Source organism: Pantoea sp. Mhis (assembly GCF_009830015.1).
The window spans coordinates 37,722-61,929 of the sequence record NZ_SZZX01000006.1; the positions used below are offsets into that span (position 1 = coordinate 37,722).

At 27.3% G+C, this 24,208-nt stretch carries 19 protein-coding genes, 1 tRNA gene, 1 other RNA gene and 1 pseudogene; 10 read left to right on the plus strand and 12 right to left on the minus strand.

All coding sequences use genetic code 11. The annotated features are described in order from the left end of the window. Positions 1 to 275 precede the first annotated feature (275 nt). Both nadB and ung read left to right on the plus strand, forming a co-directional pair. Positions 276 to 1,883 (plus strand): L-aspartate oxidase, encoded by a 1,608-nt coding sequence (gene nadB / locus FD727_RS02995; RefSeq protein ID WP_159938680.1) that lies wholly within the window; start codon positions 276 to 278, stop codon positions 1,881 to 1,883. Between the two features lie 274 nt (positions 1,884 to 2,157). Next, a complete protein-coding gene (gene ung, locus FD727_RS03000) occupies positions 2,158 to 2,850 on the plus strand; it encodes a uracil-DNA glycosylase (protein ID WP_159938681.1) in 693 nt (230 codons plus the stop codon). A gap of 31 nt (positions 2,851 to 2,881) precedes the next feature. Here the strand turns inward: ung and grpE are convergent, their stop codons facing one another. After that, positions 2,882 to 3,529: a nucleotide exchange factor GrpE gene (gene grpE / locus FD727_RS03005; RefSeq protein WP_159938682.1), complete on the minus strand. Its 648-nt coding sequence runs from the start codon at positions 3,527 to 3,529 to the stop codon at positions 2,882 to 2,884. Positions 3,530 to 3,654: 125 nt separating this feature from the next. Between grpE and nadK the strand changes: the two genes are divergently transcribed. Together nadK and bamE are read left to right on the plus strand one after the other, a co-directional pair. Next, on the plus strand, positions 3,655 to 4,542 hold the full coding sequence (gene nadK, locus FD727_RS03010; protein ID WP_159938683.1) for an NAD(+) kinase: 888 nt from the start codon (positions 3,655 to 3,657) through the stop codon (positions 4,540 to 4,542). A 345-nt stretch (positions 4,543 to 4,887) separates the two neighbouring features. Continuing rightward, a complete protein-coding gene (bamE, locus tag FD727_RS03015; protein WP_159938684.1) occupies positions 4,888 to 5,220 on the plus strand; it encodes an outer membrane protein assembly factor BamE in 333 nt (110 codons plus the stop codon). Between the two features lie 34 nt (positions 5,221 to 5,254). On the opposite strand, the gene FD727_RS03020 is transcribed toward bamE, so the two are convergent. Next, positions 5,255 to 5,572 carry an RnfH family protein gene (locus tag FD727_RS03020; RefSeq protein ID WP_159938685.1) on the minus strand — a complete coding sequence of 106 codons (318 nt, stop codon included), beginning with the start codon at positions 5,570 to 5,572 and terminating at the stop codon, positions 5,255 to 5,257. 450 nt (positions 5,573 to 6,022) lie between these two features. Between FD727_RS03020 and smpB the strand changes: the two genes are divergently transcribed. From smpB to pssA, 4 genes are all read left to right on the plus strand, one after another. Continuing rightward, entirely contained in the window at positions 6,023 to 6,505 is a 483-nt protein-coding gene (smpB, locus tag FD727_RS03025; protein ID WP_159938686.1) for an SsrA-binding protein SmpB, read from the plus strand. A gap of 49 nt (positions 6,506 to 6,554) precedes the next feature. Beyond that, positions 6,555 to 6,916: a transfer-messenger RNA gene (ssrA, locus tag FD727_RS03030) on the plus strand. Positions 6,917 to 6,982: 66 nt separating this feature from the next. Beyond that, positions 6,983 to 7,639, plus strand: a complete 657-nt coding sequence (locus tag FD727_RS03035) for an epoxyqueuosine reductase QueH (RefSeq protein ID WP_159938687.1) — start codon at positions 6,983 to 6,985, stop codon at positions 7,637 to 7,639. Between the two features lie 687 nt (positions 7,640 to 8,326). Beyond that, positions 8,327 to 9,706 carry a CDP-diacylglycerol--serine O-phosphatidyltransferase gene (gene pssA / locus FD727_RS03040; protein WP_236393568.1) on the plus strand — a complete coding sequence of 460 codons (1,380 nt, stop codon included), beginning with the start codon at positions 8,327 to 8,329 and terminating at the stop codon, positions 9,704 to 9,706. Between the two features lie 41 nt (positions 9,707 to 9,747). Here pssA and FD727_RS03045 read toward each other — a convergent pair. The 3 genes and pseudogenes from FD727_RS03045 to rluD form a co-directional block, all read right to left on the minus strand. Further along, positions 9,748 to 9,823 (minus strand) — tRNA-Trp (locus FD727_RS03045). A gap of 901 nt (positions 9,824 to 10,724) precedes the next feature. Then, positions 10,725 to 13,293: pseudogene (gene clpB / locus FD727_RS03050) on the minus strand (ATP-dependent chaperone ClpB). Between the two features lie 482 nt (positions 13,294 to 13,775). Next, a complete protein-coding gene (rluD, locus tag FD727_RS03055) occupies positions 13,776 to 14,765 on the minus strand; it encodes a 23S rRNA pseudouridine(1911/1915/1917) synthase RluD (RefSeq protein ID WP_159938689.1) in 990 nt (329 codons plus the stop codon). A gap of 150 nt (positions 14,766 to 14,915) precedes the next feature. Between rluD and bamD the strand changes: the two genes are divergently transcribed. Beyond that, a complete protein-coding gene (gene bamD / locus FD727_RS03060) occupies positions 14,916 to 15,659 on the plus strand; it encodes an outer membrane protein assembly factor BamD (RefSeq protein WP_159938690.1) in 744 nt (247 codons plus the stop codon). Between the two features lie 408 nt (positions 15,660 to 16,067). Further along, positions 16,068 to 17,216 carry a prephenate dehydratase domain-containing protein gene (locus tag FD727_RS03065; RefSeq protein ID WP_159938691.1) on the plus strand — a complete coding sequence of 383 codons (1,149 nt, stop codon included), beginning with the start codon at positions 16,068 to 16,070 and terminating at the stop codon, positions 17,214 to 17,216. Positions 17,217 to 17,255: 39 nt separating this feature from the next. On the opposite strand, the gene tyrA is transcribed toward FD727_RS03065, so the two are convergent. The 7 genes from tyrA to ffh all read right to left on the minus strand — a co-directional run bounded on the left by tyrA (position 17,256) and on the right by ffh (position 23,425). Further along, entirely contained in the window at positions 17,256 to 18,374 is a 1,119-nt protein-coding gene (gene tyrA / locus FD727_RS03070; RefSeq protein WP_159938692.1) for a bifunctional chorismate mutase/prephenate dehydrogenase, read from the minus strand. 3 nt (positions 18,375 to 18,377) lie between these two features. Then, complete coding sequence (locus FD727_RS03075) at positions 18,378 to 19,460, minus strand: 3-deoxy-7-phosphoheptulonate synthase (RefSeq protein ID WP_159938693.1); 1,083 nt, start codon at positions 19,458 to 19,460, stop codon at positions 18,378 to 18,380. A gap of 473 nt (positions 19,461 to 19,933) precedes the next feature. Next, positions 19,934 to 20,281 carry a 50S ribosomal protein L19 gene (gene rplS, locus FD727_RS03080; RefSeq protein ID WP_159938694.1) on the minus strand — a complete coding sequence of 116 codons (348 nt, stop codon included), beginning with the start codon at positions 20,279 to 20,281 and terminating at the stop codon, positions 19,934 to 19,936. A 65-nt stretch (positions 20,282 to 20,346) separates the two neighbouring features. Next, positions 20,347 to 21,090 carry a tRNA (guanosine(37)-N1)-methyltransferase TrmD gene (gene trmD / locus FD727_RS03085; RefSeq protein ID WP_159938695.1) on the minus strand — a complete coding sequence of 248 codons (744 nt, stop codon included), beginning with the start codon at positions 21,088 to 21,090 and terminating at the stop codon, positions 20,347 to 20,349. A gap of 34 nt (positions 21,091 to 21,124) precedes the next feature. Beyond that, positions 21,125 to 21,655, minus strand: coding sequence for a ribosome maturation factor RimM (gene rimM, locus FD727_RS03090; protein WP_159938696.1), 531 nt, complete (start codon positions 21,653 to 21,655; stop codon positions 21,125 to 21,127). A 10-nt stretch (positions 21,656 to 21,665) separates the two neighbouring features. After that, positions 21,666 to 21,911 (minus strand): 30S ribosomal protein S16, encoded by a 246-nt coding sequence (gene rpsP, locus FD727_RS03095; protein ID WP_159938697.1) that lies wholly within the window; start codon positions 21,909 to 21,911, stop codon positions 21,666 to 21,668. Between the two features lie 152 nt (positions 21,912 to 22,063). Continuing rightward, entirely contained in the window at positions 22,064 to 23,425 is a 1,362-nt protein-coding gene (gene ffh, locus FD727_RS03100) for a signal recognition particle protein (protein WP_159938698.1), read from the minus strand. Between the last annotated feature and the right edge of the window lie 783 nt (positions 23,426 to 24,208).

A 24,208-nucleotide genomic window follows, 5' to 3' on the forward strand; every position in this document is an offset into this window, starting at 1 on the left:
TATTTAGTGTTTAAAGTATTTTTAATAATCAATTTATTTATCTTAATAAATTGATTATTAAGTTGAAGTATTATTATTATTCCAGTAATGATTATATTTATAATTTTTATTCAAAAATGAAATTATATTTGTTATTTTAAACATTATTTTTATACATGAATGCAATAACTAAGTTAAAATTAGAAATAAAGTTAATCTTAATAATTAATTTAAAATTCTTCATATTTTGTCTAAATCAACTTATTATTAATGGATTTTTATTTTAAAAAATATATATGACATACCTAGCTGATTATTATTGTGATGTTCTTATAATCGGTAATGGTGCTGCTGGTTTATCGTTAGCATTAAGGTTAGCACCATATTATCAAGTAATTGTTTTAAGTAAATCACAAATAAATGAAAGTTGTACTTTTTATGCACAAGGTGGAATTGCTGCAGTATTCGATGAATCCGATAGTATTGAGTCTCATATTGAAGATACAATTATTACTGGTGCTGGATTATGTGATGTCAATATAGTAAAATTCATTGTTACTAATGCGCGTAAATGTGTCCAGTGGTTAATTAATCAAGGTGTATCTTTTGATCAAGAATCACATGATGCTACTAATGGAATAATACGTTATCATTTAAATCGTGAAGGAGGGCATAGATATCGTAGAATTTTACATAATGGTGATTATACAGGTCGTGTTATAGAAACAACACTAATACATCAAGCTATAAAACATCATAATATTCATATTTTTGAACATACCAATGCGATAGATTTAATTATTTCTGATAAATTAGGAATTCTAGGAAAACGTCGGGCATTAGGTGCTTGGATTATAAATAACAATTGTAAAAAAATAAAAACATGTTTTGCACGTGCTGTGGTATTAGCTACAGGAGGTGCAGCTAAAGTGTACCAATATACTACTAATCCAAATGTAATATCAGGTGATGGGATTGCTATGGCATGGCGTGCTGGTTGTCGTGTTGCAAATCTAGAATTTAACCAATTTCATCCTACGTGTTTTTATTATCCTCAAGCTCAAACATTTTTACTAACAGAGGCTTTGCGTGGAGAAGGAGCATGGTTATTAAGACCTGATAATACACGTTTTATGCCTGATTTTGATCACCGTGCTGAATTAGCCCCCAGAGATATTGTAACACGTAGCATTTACTATGAAATGCAAAGATTAGGTGTAAATCACATGTATCTTGATATAAGTCATCAATCAAAAAATTTAATTTGTAAGTATTTTCCAACTATTTATAAAAAATTACTTACTTTTAATTTAGACTTAACTAAACAACCTATTCCAATAGTTCCTGCAGCACATTATACTTGTGGCGGTGTAATTGTCGATCTTCATGGTAAGACTGATGTTGATAATTTATATGCTATAGGTGAAGTAAGTTACACAGGTCTTCATGGAGCAAATCGTATGGCATCAAACTCATTACTGGAATGCTTAGTATATAGTTGGTCAGCATCGGAAGATATTATCAATAATTTACCTAATTTTACTAAAATTAAATCACTACCAGATTGGAATAATGTTCAAGATATTAATAAAGAAGAATTAACTATTATTAATAATAATATGCATGAATTACAATCACTCATGTGGAAGTGTATGGGAATAATACGTACTACTAAGCAATTAGAGCATGCTATAAATAGAATTTTATTCTTACAACAAGAAATCGGAAAAGATTATATTAATTTTCATTTTTCAAAAAATTTGCTAGAATTACGTAATATACTATTAGTTGCTAAATTAATGGTCCAGTGTGCATTAAAACGTCAAGAAAGTCGTGGACTTCATTATATTTTAGATTTTCCGAAATTATCCAAAATAGCTATACCAACAATTCTCGTACCTTAATTTTATAAAGAAAAATAAGTTTTAAATTTTTAATGTTTCTTATACATATAAAATCTTTATTGTTTAAATCCTTTTAACATAAAATAAAATAATAAATAAAATTAAACAACAAAATTGTTTATGCAATTATACAACTCTAGAGTAAAAGATAATATCTTTATGATAATAATAAATAAATTACTTAATGATAGATAATAAAATGTGTTAAATTGTTGTAATGAATATTAAATTAAGCTAATCATATAGTATTATACTAATGTATAGGCATGTAATAATGACTAAGAATATCACCTGGAATGATGTCTTAACTGAAGAAAAGAAAAAACTTTATTTTATTAATATTTTAAAATCTGTATCTAATGATCGTGCATCAGGTATCGTAGTTTACCCTTCTGAGAAGGATGTATTCAATGCATTTCGTTTAACTGAACTTTTTAACGTTAAAGTAGTAATTTTAGGTCAAGATCCATACTATAAAGCGAACCAAGCACATGGTTTGGCTTTTTCCGTACTCCCTAATATTCCTATTCCTCCCTCATTAATAAATATTTATAAAGAACTTGAGCAAGATATTCCTAATTTTATTTTACCTCAACATGGTTTTCTTAAAAGTTGGGCTACACAAGGAGTGTTTTTACTAAACAGTATACTTACTGTTAAAGCAGGAAAGCCCCACTCCCATGCTCATTTAGGTTGGGATATATTCACTGATAAAGTCATTAGTATCATTAATCAATATTGTAAAAATATTATTTTTTTATTTTGGGGTGTGCGATCTCAGCAAAAAATTAATATTATAGACAGGAATAGGCATTTTATTCTAAAGACCTCCCATCCTTCTCCCTTGTCTGCACATCGTGGTTTCTTTGGGTGTAAACATTTTTCACAAACTAATATTTTACTTTGTCAAAAACAAAAGAAACCCATTGATTGGAGTTCCATATCTAAATATAAGCCAATTGCATAATAAATATCATTCTAAATTAGATAAAATATGGTTAATTTTTAAGTTTACTAACTGTAACAATCGCAGGTCGTAATAATCTTCCATTAAGACTATAACCACGTTGTACTACCATTAAAACGTGATTTGGAGCTATATCTTCTGATTCCACCATTGATATAGCTTGATGAATATCTGGATTAAATGGTATATTTATATCATTAATTACTTCTACGCCAAACTTACTAACGGCATTTAAAAGAGATTTTAATGTTAGTTCAATCCCCTCAATTGTAGAAATTAATTCAGGATTAGATTTATGTGTAATTTCTACAGCTCTTTCTAAACTATCAATGACTGGTAACAATTCATTAGTGAATTTTTCTAAAGAAAATTTATGCGCTTTTACTATATCCATTTCAGTACGTCGACGAATATTTTCAATTTCTGCTTGACTACGTAATTGTATATTACGTATATCATTTTGTAATTGTAATACTTCTGCTTCTAATAACACAATGCGATCTGCATATTGATTTTTTTCATTTTCCATAGACGTGTTATGCGAAAAATCAGTATCCTTAATACAATCATTACGTCCTTGTACCTCAACTTTTGTTTCTATAGTATCTAAATGTTGTTGATTCTTTTGAATTGTATCTGAAACGTGCTCGTTTAGAGTATCCTGTTCTTCTGTATTCATGAATTTCTCCACGTTTTGTACATTTATTTCGTATGTGCTTTTATTATGGGGGTCAGTTTTAAGCTTTCAAGTGAAGTTGATATATCATCATTACCTCTTTGGATTATTAAGGAATAAACTGATAAATGAATAAATATTTTAAATGCATTGGAATTGTTGGATATCCTCGTCATCCAACTGCATTAACTACTCATAAGATGCTTTGGCAATGGCTAACAACAAAAGGTTATGAGGTATTAATTGAAAAAGAAATTGCTCAAGATTTAAATCTTAAAAATGCTCAAGTTGCTAATTTAAGCAATATTGGGAAATATGCTGACTTGGCTATTGTTGTTGGAGGAGATGGTAATATGCTTGAAGCAGCACGCGTTTTGGCACAATATGATATCAAAGTGATAGGGATTAATCGCGGAAACTTAGGATTTCTTACTGATCTTGATCCGGATAGTGCACAAGATCAGTTGAATAATGTTTTACGTGGTCATTTTTTTGTAGAAAGTCGTTTTTTATTAGAAGCAGAAGTATGTAAATATCAAGAAGTTTGTTCACAAAATATTAGTAGCAGTGCTATTAATGAAGTAGTCTTGCATCCAGCAAAAGTTGCACATATGATTGAATTTGAAGTATATATTGATGATGTTTTTGCATTTTCATATCGTTCAGATGGTTTAATCGTTTCAACACCAACTGGATCAACTGCTTATTCACTATCAGCAGGAGGACCAATTTTAATGCCATCTTTGGAGGCAATTACCCTTGTTCCAATGTTTCCACATACTCTTTCCGCTCGACCTATTGTAATTAATAGTAGTAGTACCATCCGTTTACGTCTATTATCATTATGTAATGATTTAAAAATTAGCTGTGATAGTCAAATTAGTTTACCCATTAGAAGAGAAGAGGATGTATTAATTCGCCGTAGTGCCAATTACCTTAATCTTATTCATCCAAAAAATTATAATTATTTTAATGTATTAAGTAATAAACTTGGATGGTTAAAAAAAATATCATAAGCTATTAAAACTTCATAAGTATTTACTGTGAATTATGAATTAATTTTATTAGCTAAATAATTATATATGCTATAAGCACTGTATTTTTGATATTATATTGAATGTTCAATAATTAATAATTAGAAAGCACTTAATGTATTAGTGAATATATATATATATTACTGATCTAGTTAGTAATATTGAAAGATTGCTCGATATTTATATTCAATTAATTTTTTTAAATTATCAATTATATATTTATTACATAATATATAGTTTTATTGTATTAAAAAATTAATTCTTGCATAATATATCAAAATTAATTTGTATTTTCATATAATTATATATAAAAGGAATATATTATATATGTTTTATAAAAAATTTACGATTACTGTAATAATATGCTTAATAATTATGAATGGATGTTCTATTTTTGAACATATTATATATAATCCAAGTGTCAGTGAAGGTAACTATTTAGTAATTCAAGATTGGAATAAAATTCATATTGGTATGACACAACAACAAGTTGAATACGTACTTGGTACACCCATGATGCATAATCCCTTTGGAAGTAATATTTGGTATTATATATATAGATACGTGTCTGTTCATAAACACGTGAAACAACAATCTTTAATATTAACCTTTAATAATAAAGATATATTAGTTAATATTAAAAAATATAAGTTAAATTAGCTATTTAAATATCATGATAAACGTCATTAATACATTAATTTTTAATTAATATATTATCCTTTATTTCAATATTTGAATTTTTTACTATACGTTTATAACGTAGTTCTTTTGAATGACTGATTAAAGGCCTATAGATCTCAATGCGATCACCATCTTGTACTAAATTAGTAAGTTTAATTAATTTACCAAAAATACCAACTTTATTTTTTCTAAGATCGATTTCTTTACATAATATAAGTATTCCTGAAGCTTTAATTGCTTCTTCTATAGTTGTTTCTAATTTTAACTTCATATTAAGTATATATTGCTTTTTTATTAAAGCATACACTATTGTAACATTGATGTGAGTCATAATATTTCTCTTTTTGATTTCTAAAATTGATAATTCAATCTTAGTATAAAATAAATTTTTTAAAATTAACAAAGAATATTAAAATTTAATATTAGATTAATTACAGTAATATTAATTTTATTAGATAATATCTAATTTATACTTATAAATGATTATAAATAACACTATATGTATTACTAATAAATTAACATTTTATTAGTAGTAATTCTTAAAACTAATTGTGAATTATGTACATGATTACTAATAATCAAATTAATAAAATCATTAATTTGATTATTAGTATCTTTAAGAAATAAATATAATTTATAGTATACTAATACTACTTAATTAATATACTTGATATAAATTAATAAAATGCATAACTATATTAATTTATAAACTTTTTACTAACAAGTTTATATTAGTAATATATTTATTTATAATATCTATAATGTAAATTAATTTAATACCATGATAAAAAATCAATTCAATAAATTTAATTTCAATACAAGTGCTATTATTAATAAAACTGCTCGTTACGAGTACTTTATTGAAAAAGAATTTGAAGCAGGGATAGTGCTACATGGATGGGAAATAAAATCTCTCCGTGCCGGAAAAGTTAATATTAAAAATAGTTATATATTATTGAAAAATAGTGAAGCTTATTTATTTGGTTCTCACTTTGAACCTCTTCTAGCTGCAACTTCAGATATGATATATGACCCAACACGTAATCGTAAATTATTATTACATAGAAGTGAATTGGATTCACTTTATGGTTATGTAAATAGGAAAAATTATACAATAATAGTATTAGCAATTTTTTGGAAGAATTGTTGGGCAAAACTAAACATTGGTACTGCATATGGTAAAAAACAGCATGATAAGCGTGATAACGTTAAAGAACGTGAATGGAAAATACATAAAGAACGTATCATGAAATCTAATAGATAATTCAATACTAGATTTAGTGTTTATTTTTCGTTATAATTAAAAATTCATAGGGGCTGATTATGGATTCGACGAAATTATCAAACTTTAAAGTGCATGCCGAGGTACGGTGGCCTCGTTAAAAACCGTAAAAAATAGTCGCAAACGAAGAAAACTACGCTTTAGCAGCTTAATAAACTAGTTAAAGCCCTTTTTCCCTAACTATGCTCTTAGCCTAGGGAATATAAAGGTTAAATTTAAAAGAGATCGCGTTAATTAATTTACTTGAGATTAATACGTTAAATTTAATCAAGTTAGTTTGTTAGTAGCGAGTCTGAACGCAGCTGATAAGCAAATATTAAAGATCAGACTAAGCATGTAGTACTTAGGAGGTAGAAGTTTCGGACGCGGGTTCAACTCCCGCCAGCTCCAATACCAAATATAATTTTTTGATATAGATAACTTGAATTTTATTTAAAAATTAGATTCTTAAGAAAATTTATGGGTAATTTTGTAGAACGTTGTAAAATATCATTACCTAATGGTCATGATAAAGTATTATTACATTCATGTTGTGCACCTTGTTCAGGTGAAATCATGGAAGCAATGTTCGCATCTAATATTAATTATACAATCTTCTTTTATAATCCTAATATTCATCCATTTGAAGAATATAAATTACGTAAAGAAGAAAATGTACGTTTTGCCAAGAAATATGGCATATCATTTATTGATGCTGATTACGATAAAGATACTTGGTTTAATCGTGCTCATGGTATGGAAAGAGAACCAGAAAGAGGTATACGCTGTACCATGTGTTTTGATATGCGTTTTGAAAAAACTGCTTTGTACGCATATGAGCATGGTTTTTCAGTGATTACTAGTTCACTAGGTATTTCGCGCTGGAAAAATATGCAGCAAATTAATGAATGTGGATTACGTGCTGTTCAGCCTTATTCAAATATGATTTATTGGACATTTAATTGGCGTAAAAATGGTGGCTCAGAACGTATGATCGAAATCAGTAAAAGAGAATGTTTTTATAAGCAAGAATATTGTGGCTGTATATACTCTTTACGAGATACTAACCAATATCGAATAATTCATGGACGTGAACGTATAAAAATTGGTAAGTGTTATTACAAATCTAAAAATTAATAATTTATTAATTAGTAGGAATTAATATATTTTCTAAATTTAATTGATTATCAAATATTTTGATAATTATTATAAATATTATTTAAAATGATTGATAAATTGATATATTAATATTTTATGAAGTAGATTTAAATCTACGTCTATTTATACATCTTAACTGTATATAATGTATATAATAATAATATAATTCGTATTACAAAAATAATAAATGCATCGGGATTTAATGATATATTGATGAAGCTTTTCATAAAGATGTATATAATATAGTATACACATACTGTATTATGCTGAGTTTTAGCTTTAGGATGAAGATCAATATCAGACAATTTAATGTATATTAATAGATAATTTCTTAATTTTTATCTTAGTATCTTAAATATCTTTTATATTACTCATTATAAGTGTATAGTATACCAGATAGATATAGTAAACATGCTAATTTTGCATCTAATCTAATTTAACTTTGATTATATATTTTATATATCTTAAAAATTACTACATCAAATTTTTAAATAATAATTTAAGCAATATAATTATATATAATACTAAAGAATTAATTTTAATTAACTTAAATAAAAGTTAATACTTTAATAGTATTGAAGCTATATTATAATAATAACGTTAATTCTTATATAAGAATACATATTCTACACATTATTAAGATTCTTAAATAAATACAAAGGCGATTTGATGTTATCTAAATTTAGATTTAAATTTAATAAATTTAATAAGCATCAACAATACCTTGCACAATTACCTAAATTATCACAGCCGATATTAGGGGTAGTTACTCTTTATTCTCCATCAGAATTTTTTAATGCCTTGATAACCGCAATATCTGAAGCAAAGAAACGTATTTGTATTACCGCCCTGTATTTAGAAAACGATACAGCTGGTCTTAGAATAATGAAAGCGTTATATGCTGCTCGCCAAGCCCATCCAAAATTGGATATTAGTATCTTAGTAGATTGGCACCGTGCTAAGCGTGCACGTATTGGATCTAAAATAGATTGTTTAACTAATGCTGAGTGGTATTCAGAAATAGCATCTCAACATCCAGATATTGTAATTCCTATTTATGGAATACCAATAAATATCCATGAAGCATTTGGTATATTACACCTTAAGGGTTTTATTATTGATAATAAATTATTATATAGTGGTGCTAATTTAAATAACGTTTATTTACATCAATATGATACATATCGCTTGGATCGTTATCAAATAATTTGTAATTCTCAATTAACAGATATTATGTATGAATGGATTTGCAAAATTATTAAGCAACCAAATGTAAATAATCGACTTGATCAGTTGACCACACCTTCCTCCTGTTCATTTATTAAAAATAAAACTCGTCAATTCCGTGAAGCTTTACGAAATTGTAATTATCAGTTTGTAGGTAATACAGGAAATGAAGAATTGGCCGTAACTCCATTGGTAGGTTTAGGTAAACATAGTTTATTAAATAAAACTATTATTAATTTAATAATATGTACTAAATATCAGCTTACGTTTTGTACACCTTATTTTAATCCACCTGCTATTTTAATACGTAATTTTATTTATTTATTACGTCAAGGAAAAAAAGTCGAGATTATTGTAGGAGATAAAACTGCTAATGATTTTTATATCCCTTTAGATCAAAAATTTGAGTTAATTGGCGTGCTACCTTATCTTTACGAAATTAATTTACGTAAATTTATTAACCGTTTGCAATATTATATTTCTAATAATCAACTTATAATTCGTGTGTGGAAACATAAAAATAATAGCTACCATTTAAAGGGTATTTGGGTTGATGATAAATGGATGATGATAACTGGTAACAATTTAAATCCTCGTGCTTGGCGCTTTGATTTAGAAAATGCAATACTTATTCATGATCCTTTGAAGGAATTAACTGAACAAAGAGAAAAAGAACTTAAATCAATTCACAATCATACCATAGTAATACATCATGTTTCTGAAATAGAGAGAATCACAGATTATCCAATCAAAGTAAGAAAATTGATTAAGCTTTTACGTCGTATTCGTATAGATCGTTTAATAAGTCAACTAATTTAAATAACAACAAAAACTAATATATTTAGTTAAATTAGTTAGTTTGGCAGGGACGGAGGGACTCGAACCCCCAATATCTGGTTTTGGAGACCAGCGTTCTGCCAATTGAACTACGCCCCTTAATACTTAATATAACAGGTAAAAATCATCGCAACACCATAGAACATTATTTAGTTAGTGATTAATCTTTATATCCTTTAATATACTTTTCACTCATGATAGCATGGGGATTGCTTTCTGTATGCACACTAAGTTCAATTTTCTGCTTTCTACTAAAATTAGTTGATAATTAGTTTAATCTTCTATTACATGTTAATTTATTGCATATCTGAATTAAGATTTATTGAGATATATGACCAACATTTCTGAAAACACTCTAAATGTAATTTTCTTTTATAGACAGAAGCTAATATTACTAGCTGTATTTCACTAGTTCCAATGTTTTAGTATTAATTATTCTATGTTCTCTTAAACTAAGAAGAGTTACCCTCCTACTAATTAGGTAGTAACAGCAGTAGTTACTGTGTCTCCTAGATTAATTAATATCTTCTAAATATATCTTGATATGAGGTATGGATAAAATTTTCTGTTAGTTTGATAATATTATCAATATCAATAATTATTTTATCTTCATCCAACTGATAATTTTACCAGATATAACTAAGTATAAATAAATGATGTTTAAATAACAAGCGCTTTCATTTTATCATTTGAATTATACATTAAATTTGCTTCTAACGTTAATCTGAATCATGAATAAATTATTAAATTAAATTTAAATTAATTTTAATTTATTGTTTTGATTTATATTAAAAAATATATATTTTATCTGGATAAACAATAAGTTATTATAATATTGAACAATATAAATATTAATACTAACGATTTTAATGTATATTTTATGATGAATTTTTAAAGAGCAATATAATAAATCTTAATATGTCTAATTATTTTACGACTAAGATGTTGTATACCACTTTTTCATTGTATGGTGTTAAATGTTTTAGAAATTTTTTCTATTTTATTGATATATATTTAATTCATTATTTTGTAAATCTATTTTAATAGATTTGTCTCTCACTAAAAACCCTGAAAGAATATTTTGGGCTATAGGATTTTCAATTTGTTGCTGAATTGTACGTTTTAATGGACGTGCCCCATAAGATGGATCATAGCTATGTTTACATAATCTTTGTAATACTTTATCAGAAATATCTAATTTATAACCTTTGTTTTCTAAGCGTTTATATAAGCTTCTTAATTGAATTTGCATAATTAAAGCAATATGTTCTTCTTTTAAAGGATGAAAAACTACTACTTCATCAATACGATTAATAAATTCTGGACGAAAATGAGAACTAACAACAGACATGACAATTTTTTTAATTTCAGAATAATTTAATGAACAAAAACGTTCTTGAATTAAATCAGAACCTAAATTAGAAGTCATAATTATTATAGTATTACGAAAATCAATAGTACGTCCTTGTCCATCAGTCAAACGGCCATCATCTAGCACTTGAAGTAATATATTAAAGATATCCGAATGTGCTTTTTCAATTTCATCTAGCAGAATCACTGAATAAGGTCGCTTACGTACAGCTTCTGTTAAATATCCTCCTTCTTCATAACCAATATAACCTGGTGGAGCTCCAACTAAACGTGAAATAGAATGTTTTTCTGCAAATTCAGACATATCAATACGTATCATCGCTGCATCACTATTAAATAAGAAATTGGCTAATGTTTTACATAGTTCAGTTTTACCGACACCGGTAGGTCCTAAAAATAAAAATGAGCCAATTGGACGACTTGGATCTGATAAACCTGCTCTATTTCTTCGAATGGCATGTGATACTGATTCAACTGCTTCATTTTGTCCAATTACCTGACTATGTAAGTAATTTTCCATACGTAAAAGTTTATCACGTTCATCTTCCATTATGCGCGATACTGGTATACCAGTCCAGCGCGCTACTATATCAGCAATTTCCTCATCTGTTACACAATTTCTCAATAGTTTCATATTATTATATTCTAATTGTAATGATGATAATTGTGCTTCTAGCGCTGGAATTTTACCATATTGCAATTCAGACATTAATTCTAGATCACCTATACGTCTTGCTTGTTCTAATGAAATTCGAGCATGTTCAAGTTGAGTTTTTATGTGTTGTGTATTAGATAAAGATTTTTTTTCCTCTTTCCATTTGTTTTCTAGTTGTGCATATTCCTGCTCTTTTTTATTAAGGTCAATTTTAAGCATATCAAGACGTGTTATACTGGCTGCATCTGACTCTTTTTTCATTGCTTGTTGTTCCAATTTCAGTTGAATAATTCTCCGTTCAAGACGATCCAATAATTCTGGTTTAGAGTCAATTTGTAGCCTAATATTTGATGCTGCTTCATCAATAAGATCAATGGCTTTATCTGGTAGCTGACGGTCAGTAATATAACGGTGTGATAATATAGCAGCAGCTACGATTGCTGGATCTGTGATTTGAACATGATGATGTAATTCGTAACGTTCTTTTAAGCCTCGTAAAATAGCAATTGTATTTTCAACCGTTGGTTCTGAAATAAAAATTTTTTGGAAACGACGTTCTAATGCAGCATCTTTTTCAATGTAATATTTATATTCGTTTAATGTAGTAGCACCTACACAATGTAATTCTCCGCGTGCTAATGCAGGTTTAAGCATATTACCAGCATCCATTGCTCCATCTATTTTTCCAGTCCCAACCATAGTGTGTAACTCGTCTATGAATAGAATAATATTGCCTTCTTCTTTAAATAATTCCTTTAATATACTTTTTAAGCGTTCTTCAAATTCACCTCGATATTTAGCACCTGCTATTAATGCGCTCATATCTAAAGCTAACACACGTCGTCTTTTCAATCCTTCTGGAATTTCACCATTAACAATACGTTGTGCTAAACCTTCAACAATAGCTGTTTTACCTACTCCTGGTTCTCCTATAAGTACTGGATTATTTTTTGTACGGCGTTGCAACACCTGTATTGTGCGACGAATTTCATCATCACGACCAATTACTGGATCAAGTTTTCCTTTTTCTGCTTGTCGTGTAAGATCAATAGTAAATTTTTTTAAAGATTGATGTTGTTCTTCATCTCCTGGCTCTTTCACGTTTTGTCCTTTTTGTAAGTGTTTAATAGGTTAACAACATTTTTCTATAGTTAAACTAGTAGTTTTAAGAAAAGTTGCTAGTAAAATATCTAAATTAACAAATGATAATATAAATAATTCAGATGATATAAAATTATTACTATAATTCGTTGCTATTTGATTACAAGTATTAAGTATTTTGATTAGATCAATCGATAATTTTATATCGATATTAATATTTTCTACTTGAGGTAGCAGACAAATATCTTTTTCAATATTACTACGCAATCTAGTAATATTAACATTAGCTATATTAAGTAATAAACATATAGTTCCATTTGTTTGAGTTAGTAGTGCAATCATCATATATAATGGATCTATGTATTTATGTTTTGTTTAACGTAAGTAATTGCGCATTATTAGTGTTTAACTGAAATTTATTAGTAAAATTATTCAAATGCATAATATTTCCAATATATAGTTTTTAGGTATACTAAACATGTTTATTTAATTTTAGTTATTATTGCGAGTGTAATAACATTTTTACAAATCAATTGAATGATTTTTATAAAAGTTACATTAGTTAGATTAATATATTATCTTGGACTTAATTATAAACTAAATTTTTTAATAAAAATAAAATAAAGAATATTATTCTATAATCTTTGAATCTTTAATATTTTAAATAAAACACTTTATTTCAGCAATAATACTTATTTAAAAGCAAAAATAAAATTATAAATTTATAAAAAAATGTTTTAGACACTTACTCAATTAAGAAATTGATACAATATTATCAAAAGTAATATTAATTATAATTTAATATTATTTATTTGAAATATTTATTATTTTATAGATACAATCAATAAATTATATGCACTTAATATATTAATACTTAATAGCTAATAAACTTAATGAAGTGAATCAAAATTCCAACAAAAATATCTATTTTGTTGATAAGTAAGTTACTTTACTAAATTTATCCATATCATTTTTAATTGCATTGATCAATTGATTCATATCATTTGGTAATGGCGCATACCACTCCATTTCAATATTAGTAATAGGATGATGAAACCTCAATGATATGGCATGTAGTGCCTGACGTTTAAAATTACGTAAGATTTCAATAAATTTATCAGATGCACCTTTTGGTATACGGGGTGGCCAGCAGCCATATTTAAGATCGCCTACTATAGGATGATTTATATAAGCCATATGTACGCGAATCTGGTGTGTACGTCCAGATTGTAAGCGCAAACGTAACTGAGTATGTGCACGAAATCGTTTAACGATGCGATAATATGTAATAGCTGATTTTCCCATTTCGCATACACACATATGAGTACGTTTAACTAAATGACGCGCTATAGGTCTATCTATTAGACCTCCTGCAATCATATTACCAGTTACTATTGCTTCATATTCTCTTATAATTTCTCTTAATCGTAATTTTTTCAAGAGATTATTTTGAGCCAACATAGTTTTAGCTACTACCATTAACCCAGTAGTATCTTTATCAAGGCGATGTATAATTCCAGCACGTGGTATATTGGAAATTGCAGGATAATAATAAAGTAACGCATTCAATATCGTATTGTCAGGATGACCAGCTCCAGGATGTACAAGAATATTACTTGATTTATTAATTATTAAAATATCTTCATCTTCATATATAATATCTAAAAAAATATTTTGTGCTTTATTTTGTTGTACTTTTTCGCTTTCAACATTAATTATGATTTTATCATAATCCAATACTTTTTTGTCTGGTTTATCTATAATAATCCCATTAATACTAACAAGACGTTTAATAATCCATTCTTTAATACAAGAGCGTGAATACTTGATAAGTAGTTCTGTTAAAACTTTATCTAACCGTTTTCCACATTGTTCCTTAGGAACTGTTATAGTAAGTTGAAATTGTTGTTTCATAAGTAATATTTTATTTAGAATTTAAATCTAAAGACATTGGATTTAAAATGTAAGCTTATATATAATGCCCCATAATATATTTATTATATAAAAATCACTAAAATATTTTTATCTATTATAAAGCTTTTATTTTGAGGATTATTATTTATCATGATATATATCAGATTCTTACTGATAGTTACTATATTAAATCTATCATTAATAAGTTGTTCTAATACATCTTCTATATCAAAATTACCACCTTCTGAACTTTATAATAAAGCACAACAAAACCTACAAATGGGTAAATTTCGTGTAGCTATTAAACAACTAGAATTATTAAGTAATCTTTATCCAGCTGGAACTTATTATCAACAATCTCAATTAGATTTGATATATGCATATTATAAAAATTTGAATTTATTAAAATCACAGTCCACTATTGAAAGATTTATGCGTTTTAATCCTACTCATCCAGATATTGACTATGTTATTTATATGAATGGGTTAACAGAATTAGCATTAAACAGAGTTGTTTTACAAGGATTTTTCTATATTAATGCTAACCATTCTGATCGTGATCTTACTCATGTTCAGCATGCTTATGAAAAATTTATAAAATTAGTAAGTGATTATCCAAACAGTTTATATGCAGCCGATGCTCAAAGACGTTTAATTTTTATAAAAGAAGGTTTAGCCAAACATGAATTACTAATAGCAGAATTTTATAATAAACGAGAAGCTTTTATATCAGTTATAAATCGTGTTGAAGAAATGATTAAAAATTATCCAGACACACGATCTACATTTAAAGCATTAACTCTTATGGAAAATGCTTATAGAAAATTGCAATTACAATCAGAAGCAGATAAAGTATCTAAAATTATTGCTATAAATTCTGCTTATTTTCATTAAATTGAGAAAATCTTTAAATTTTAAAAGTGATTTGTATTTTACGTTACAAAAATTTATCTTAGATATTATTAATATTTTCATATGTACTCGGTGTACATAGACTGCTATTTGAAATAAATATGTATATTTTCTAATGTGTATTAATATCCAGTTATTATTTAAAATAATAAAAAAATTTAACAAAATATCTTTATTTAATTTTAAATATATAATTTAAATTAATTACTTTTAAAAAAAAGTAATGCAATGCAAATATTTATATATTTAATTATATATTTTTAATAAAATTAATTCCGATATATAGATAATTTTCATTACTAATATAAATATATACTTTTAAAACTATAATTAATATTTATTAAATATAGTTTTAATGTCATTGTATGACAATACTTAATAGGTATATATATGCAATATAAACAGTTTGATATAAGTAAAAATAATAAAATTACAATAATTGATAAAAAATCATTAATTTTGTTAGCTACATCTAATTCAGAAGAAATTAAAATAGCAGAATCAAAAATTGATATACTTTATACAATTAATAATAAAAAAGTTGAATATGAAATCCTTGAAAAATTAATTAATTTAGAGCCAACATATCAATTTGATTCACATCACATCACATCTTTATTTCAGATTATTAATAATAATATGCACCTCCAGCAAGAATTATTAAAGGAACAATATAAGCATCTACATACAAACATACCAAAAATAGCTTTTCTTGGGCCTAAAGGTTCGTATTCACATATTGCAGCACGTAAGTATGCTAATCATTATTTTAATAGCACTTTAGAAATAGATTGTGCAAAGTTTCATGATATTGTAGATAAAGTTAAGCACGGACAAGCTGATTATGCATTATTACCATTTGAAAATACTAGTTCTGGTTATATTAATGATGTTTACGATATTTTGCAACATACTAACCTATCTATTATAGGAGAATTAACTCTTCCTATTGAACATTGTTTACTAGTCAATGGTTCAACAAATTTACAACAAATCCAAACTATTTATAGTCATCCACAACCATTCCAACAATGCAGTAAATTTATTCATTGTTTTCCACACTGGAAAAACAAATATACAGAAAGTACAGCTGCTGCAATGAAAAAAATTTCTATAGTAAATTCTCCAAAATTAGCTGCTTTAGGTAGCGAGGCGGGTGGTAAATTATATGGACTACAAGTATTAAAAAGAAATCTATCTAATCAACAACAAAATCGCACACGTTTTATTATATTATCTCGTACACCAATTAAATTTTCTAGCCACATTTCAGCTAAAACTACATTAATAATTTCTACAAAACAACAAATTGGAGCATTAGTGGAAATATTATTAATATTACGTACTCATAATTTAATTGTAAGCAAATTAAAGAATGGGACTCTTGATCATAATATAAGGCAGAAAATGTTTTATATTGATATACAAGCTCATTTAGAATCAGAAAATATGCAAATAGCATTAAAAAAAATAAGAAAATTAACACATTTCCTTAAAATATTAGGATGTTATCCATCTGAGAATATTGTTCCAATCTAAGAAATTTAACTTCAATTAAAATATAGTTTTATCTTTTTGTTAAAGATTATCATTAGCAAAATGTAACATATTTTGGCTCTCTGATAAAAACTGTTTTGCATAATCTCCAAACCAATTTGCTACATATTTAAAATTTTTAATAAACGCCTGCTTATCACCATTTTCTAACATACATAGAGCTTTACCAAAACATGTATAATAACGCTTAATTAAGGGTAAATTATTTTCAGACTGTATAATAATATCTGCGTATAATTGTGCATCTTGTGCAAATAGTCGTCCTACCATTATCAATTCAAGGCGATAAATAGGAGAAGATAATAATAATAATTTTTTTAGATTAATTTTTTCTTCAGCTAAATGTAATCCATAAGCAAAAGTTGCAAAATGACGTAATGCTTGAATAAAAGCCATATTTTGATCGTGCTCAATATTATTAATAAGATATAAACGAGCTCCCCATATTTTCATTTGCTCAATAAACCACTGATAAGCATGTGGTTTGCGCCCATTACACCAAATGATTAATTGTTTGGCTAAACTACCTACATCCGCTCCAAACATAGGATGAATTCCTAATACTGGTCCAGTATGTGCAGATAACATGGCTTGCATTGGAAGTCGCTTTATTGAGCATAGATCCACTAAGATACAATCCTGTGGTAAAGTAGGAAGTTTTTTGATGATTTTTTCTGTTAAATGAATAGGAACACTAATAATGACCATTCCTGGATTATGCAATAATTCTTCTGAACGTTCCCAATCATCTTTATCTAGTATATTAACCTGATAACCTGATAAAATCAGCATTTTTCTAAACAGAGAACCCATTTGTCCATAACCACCAATAATAACTATGGAACGTAATGCCGGATATAAGGTTTTAAAACCTTTGTTATTTTCATGAATGTAAGATTCACGCATTAAACGACGTAATAAATCTTCAATTAGGTCGGGAGAGATACCTAGACTTTTAGCTTCTTGACGTCGTGAAGCCAGCATACTAGCCTCACGTTCAGGATCATAAATAGGTAAACCATGTTCACTCTTAAATTGACCTACTTCTGAGACTAACGAGAGCCGTTTTGCTAATAATTGAATAATCATTTTATCAAATGTATCTATTTTATTACGTAGCAAATTTAATTTTGCTTCCATAATTTATTGAACCTCATATAATAAACGCGTTGATAGTACTCCTTGTAATTGGAAATAAACTTTACGTAATAAGAGAACGGTAGTTTCCCAACTAATGCATTCATCTGTTACTGATATACCATATTGCATTTCACTACGAGGTTGATCTGCACTTTGCTTACCTTCATAAAGGTTGCTTTCTAGCATGAAACCGATAATGGAACGATTACCGTTTTTGATTTGCATTACAAGTGATTCAATAACGTCAGATTGTTTTTGATAATTTTTATTAGAATTACCATGACTGCAATCTATCATTAAAGTAGGACGCAATCCAGCTTTTAACATTTCTTTTTCACATTTTATAACATCTTTTGGATTATAATTTGGCGCTTTACCACCTCTAAGAATTACATGACCATCAGGATTACCTTGCGTTTGTAATAAGCAAACCTGACCTGCTTGATTAATGCCCATAAATCGATGCGGCATGGCAGCTGCACGCATTGCGTTAATAGCTGTATCAAGGCTTCCATCAGTACCATTCTTAAAACCAACTGGCATAGAAAGACCAGAAGCCATTTCACGATGTGTTTGAGATTCAGTAGTACGAGCGCCTATTGCTGACCAACTAAATAAATCTCCAAGATACTGAGGACTATTAGGGTCTAATGCTTCAGTTGCTAATGGTAATCCAATTTCTAATAGATTTATTAATAGTTGACGAGCTATATGTAGTCCAGATTCCATATCAAATGAATTATCCATATAAGGATCATTAATTAGTCCTTTCCATCCTATGGTAGTACGCGGTTTTTCAAAATAAACACGCATTACAAGATACAATTGATCCTTTAATTGTTCAGCAAGTTTTTTTAATTTATGAGCATAATCAATAGCTGATTTAGTGTCATGAATCGAACAAGGACCACAGACTACTAATAAACGTGAATCTCGACCTGCAATAATATTAGCAATAGTTTTGCGAGAATTTGAAATCTGAATTTCCTGTTTTATATTGAGTGGAAACTTATTTTTTAATGCTTGAGGAGTAATTAAAATTTGTTCATCAGTAATATGTATATTATTCAACGCATCTTTTTGCATAATATCAACCTATTTTCCGTTTATGTAATTTTAGTTTTAAAAACTAAAATTATCATACTATATTTAGTATGTAATCACTTGTATATTTAAATTTATAAAATTATCTCCGTTCATATTTATATATAAAAATAAAATATATTCTAAAAAATATTTAATATTAAACAAATATCAATTAGCTATTTATCTTGCAAGCAATATTTAATAAAAATTAACATAAATTCTTTTATAATTTGACATAACTTATTATTTATTTTTATAACAACTATAAATAATAAGTTATTTATTTTTGTAAATAAAAAGTAATTATTTCTGATATTAACTTAATTTTATATAGATAAACAAAATAACTTTGCTTTTAAAGAAAATATTTAGTTTTAACTAATTAGTTTAAATAATAAAAATATAAAATAATAATAATAATATGTATTATTAGATCATTTTATTTTTTTTAGTATTCTTAAATTAAAGAATATTTAATTGATACGTTCTTTAATTCTAGCAGCTTTACCAGTAAGTTTTCGTAGGTAGTAAAGTTTAGCTTTACGCACATCACCTGACTTTTTAATTGTCATACTATCAATAATTGGAGAGTATGTTTGAAAAACACGTTCAATACCTTCACCATGAGAAATTTTTCGAACTGTGAATGCTGATTGTAATCCTCGATTACGAATAGCAATTACTAATCCTTCAAAGGATTGAAGACGTTTTTTAGAACCTTCAACGACCCATACTTTTACCTCTACACAATCACCTGGCCTAAAATAGGGTAGCTTATTATGCATATATAGTTGCTCAAGTTTTTCAATAATACCACTCATTATTAAACCTTACTCAATATTGGATAAATTAGTTTATTATAATAAATTTATTGCTATTTATTATTTTATTGTTGATTTAATTCGCGACAAAATTCATTCAGTAAATTTATTTGTTCTTTAGTTAAAGACAGTTGATCTAGTAGTTCTGGTCTTTTTAACCAAGTTCGACCTAATGCTTGTTTTAACCTCCAATGACGAATGTTGACGTGATTACCGGATAATAATACAGAAGGAACCTTTAAACCGTGTAAAATTTTAGGTCTAGTATAATGAGGATACTCCAATAAACCATTTGAGAAAGAATCTTCATAGGAAGATTCTTTTCCTAATACATTTGGAATAAATCGAGCAATTGTTTCTATTAAAACCATAGCAGGTAATTCACCACCACTAAGAACATAATCTCCTATTGACCATTCTTCATCTACTTCAGCATGAATTATACGTTCATCTATACCTTCATAGCGTCCACATATTAAAATTACTTTTTGATAAGTAGCTAATTTACGAACACCTTGATGGTTAAGTGTACGACCTTGTGGAGAAAGATAAATAATTTTAATATTATCATTTCCTGAAGCTATTTTCGCTGCATAGATAGCATCTCTTAAGGGTTGTACCATCATTAACATTCCTGGTCCACCTCCATAAGGACGATCATCTACGGTGCGATGTTGATCACATGCAAAATTACGTGGATTCCATATTTCAATACTAAGGAACCCTTTTTTTATTGCTCGTCCAATTATTCCATGTTTAGTAAATGCATGAAACATTTCTGGGAAAAGACTAATGATCCCGATCCACATTATTTTTTCGAATACATTCCTATGATTTCATCAACTAAAAACCAGGATCCCAATCTACCTGAATTTTTTTCTTGAAAAGATTTATTTTTTTAATAACTTGCTTATCAATAAATGGAATCAATCTTTGTTTGATATTGAAACAATCATTTAAATTAGCTTTAACGACAAGAACATCATTAGAGCCAGTTTGTATAAAATTAATAACTCTTCCCATGTCGTAACCAGACAAAGTTATTACATTGCAATCTATTAAATCACTCCAATAATATTCATTGTCTTCTAATGCAACTAAGCGTGTTTTTTCAATTATAATTTCAGCATTAGTTAACTGTAATGCAGTATTTCTATCGTTAATATCTTTTAATTTAATAATCAAACCTTGATTATGATGTTTCCAATTCTCTACATTAATATATTGCCATTTACTGTGTCGATAAATAAACCAAGGTTGATAGTAAAAAATACTTTCAATATTGTCAGTAGAGGAAAACAACTTTAACCAACCACGAACACCATAGGCTATACCTATTTTACCTACAACTAATGGATGTATAGGAGAATACATAACATAATTATTATTCACATTTTTGTTTTTTTATTAAATTATTAACTCGATTTGACATGGAAGCTCCTCGACTAATCCAATAATTGATACGATTTAATTCTAATCGTATATTTTTATCTCGACCAGAAGGAATTGGATTAAAAAAACCGACGCGTTCAATAAAACCGCCATTACGAGCATTACGATTATCAGTAACTATGATTTGATAAAATGGACGTTTTTTAACACCATGACGTGCTAAACGAATTGTTACCATAAATATTCTCTTATTTAAATAATCACACTCAACTAGTAAAAAATAAATTTTAATATAAATTAACATACATTGTACTTAAAATAATTTAAAAAACAACCATCACCATTCCAATTTAAACAAAACTATTAAAATTTAAATAGTTTTTAACTAATTTAGTGTCTATTAAATTGAGATGATAGCAAACCTTTTATATTACGTAACATTTTTGATATTCCGTTTTTATTCATTGTTTTCATAATACGATGCATATTGTCAAATTGTTTTAATAAACGATTAACGTCTTGTATTTTCATACCAGAACCTATAGCAATTCTTCTTTTACGTGAACCTTTAATAATTGTTGGATTATTTCGTTCATCATTAGTCATTGAATTAATAATCGCTTCCATATGCACAAGCATTTTATCATTAGTCTGTAATTTGGTACAATCTGGAAAATGACTTATTCCAGGCAATTTTTTGATAAAATTTGTAACACCACCTATATTATGTACTTGTTTTAATTGTTCAAGAAAATCATTAAAATTAAAATTTTCACCAATTTTTATTTTTTTCGCTAATTTTTTTGCTTTATCTTGATCTACTTTATTTTCTATATCTTCTATCAAAGATAACATATCTCCCATACCAAGTATACGCGAAGCAATACGTTCTGGATAAAAGATTTCTAACGCTTCGTTTTTTTCTCCTATACCTATAAATTTTATTGGTTTACCGGTAATATAACGTAATGATAAAGCAGCACCACCACGTGCATCACCATCAACTTTAGTAAGAAAAATACCAGTAAGTGATAATCTTTCGTTAAAGATGGTTGCAATATTTGCAGAATCTTGACCAGTCATTGCATCTACTACTAGCAATGTTTCTATTGGATTAATTATAGCATGAACTTGTTCAATTTCATTCATCATTAATTCATCAATATGTAAACGCCCCGCGGTGTCTACCAATAATATATCATAGAATTGCAATTTAGCTAATTGTAGGGCGTTTTTAATAATTTCGATTGGTTTTTGCGTTATATCTGATAAATAAAAATCAATATTAATTTGTTCGGCTAATTTTTCTAATTGCCTAATTGCTGCAGGACGATATATATCGAGTGAAACCATTAAAACTTTTTTCTTTTTTTTCTCATGAAGGAATTTACCTAGTTTAGCAACACTAGTAGTTTTACCTACACCTTGTAATCCAACTATTAGAATAACAGCAGGAGGTTGTGTATTAAGATTTAATGTATTATTTTCTACACCCATCGCTATAATTAATTCATTACGAACAATTTTTATAAATTCTTGTCCTGGAGTTAAGCTTTTATTGATTTCTTGACCAATAGCAGATATTTTAACTCGGTTAATAAATTCACGTACTACTGGTAATGCAACATCAGCTTCTAACAATACCAAACGTATTTCACGTAATGAATCTCGAATATTATCTTCAGTTAATCTACCTCGTCCACTAATATTACGAAGAGTTTTTGATAAACTATTAGTTAAATTATCAAACATATTTTCTCCTCTTACATGGTATAAAAATAAGAGTCCTTAGAAAGGGGTATAATACTGTTAATTAAGATATAATATTTAAAATAAATTAATAATTAACTTTAATATTATTTATACATTAAAAATGATTGTTTTATGGTTCCTATTTTGTTCATTTACTAATTTTCAAAGTAAATAATTTTTATTATTTTTTAATTTTATTATTTTCCTTAGTAACATATTCACCACTTGGATGAAAAATACAATTTTCAAGCAACTCTATTATTTTGATTCCTACTCCTAAATTTGGTCAGATTTTAAATCTTCACTACCATTGTTGCTCGTAACTTAAAACAAAATTAATAAAAATTAAAATGTACTCATTTTCTTCCTGAGCTCAATGAATAACAATAAATAGCCTTAACAATATAACATTGTTTGACCAATACCATGTCCTCTTCAGTATATAATATTATGCTCCAGTATTGTTGGTTTAGTCAGTTTATATAATTGATCAGTGATCATGCTTCATTAAGTTAACATTATATAAACGAATTAACAAAACAGTAATGGATGGGGCTTATTGATGTTGGTCATAAGATGTAGTATTCCCAAATTGTTCAAATATGTATTTTAAAGTCTTAATAATTGTAAGTTATTTACCGGTGAAGAAAGTTAAAAGAGAAGAAGTTTATTAGAAAATTTATTATTTTATAAATTAGTAAGACTGAAAATTCATTGTTATACCCTTATAACAAATTAAGGCTTTTTATCTTGATCTAGTTTATATTGAACTATAAACTTGGT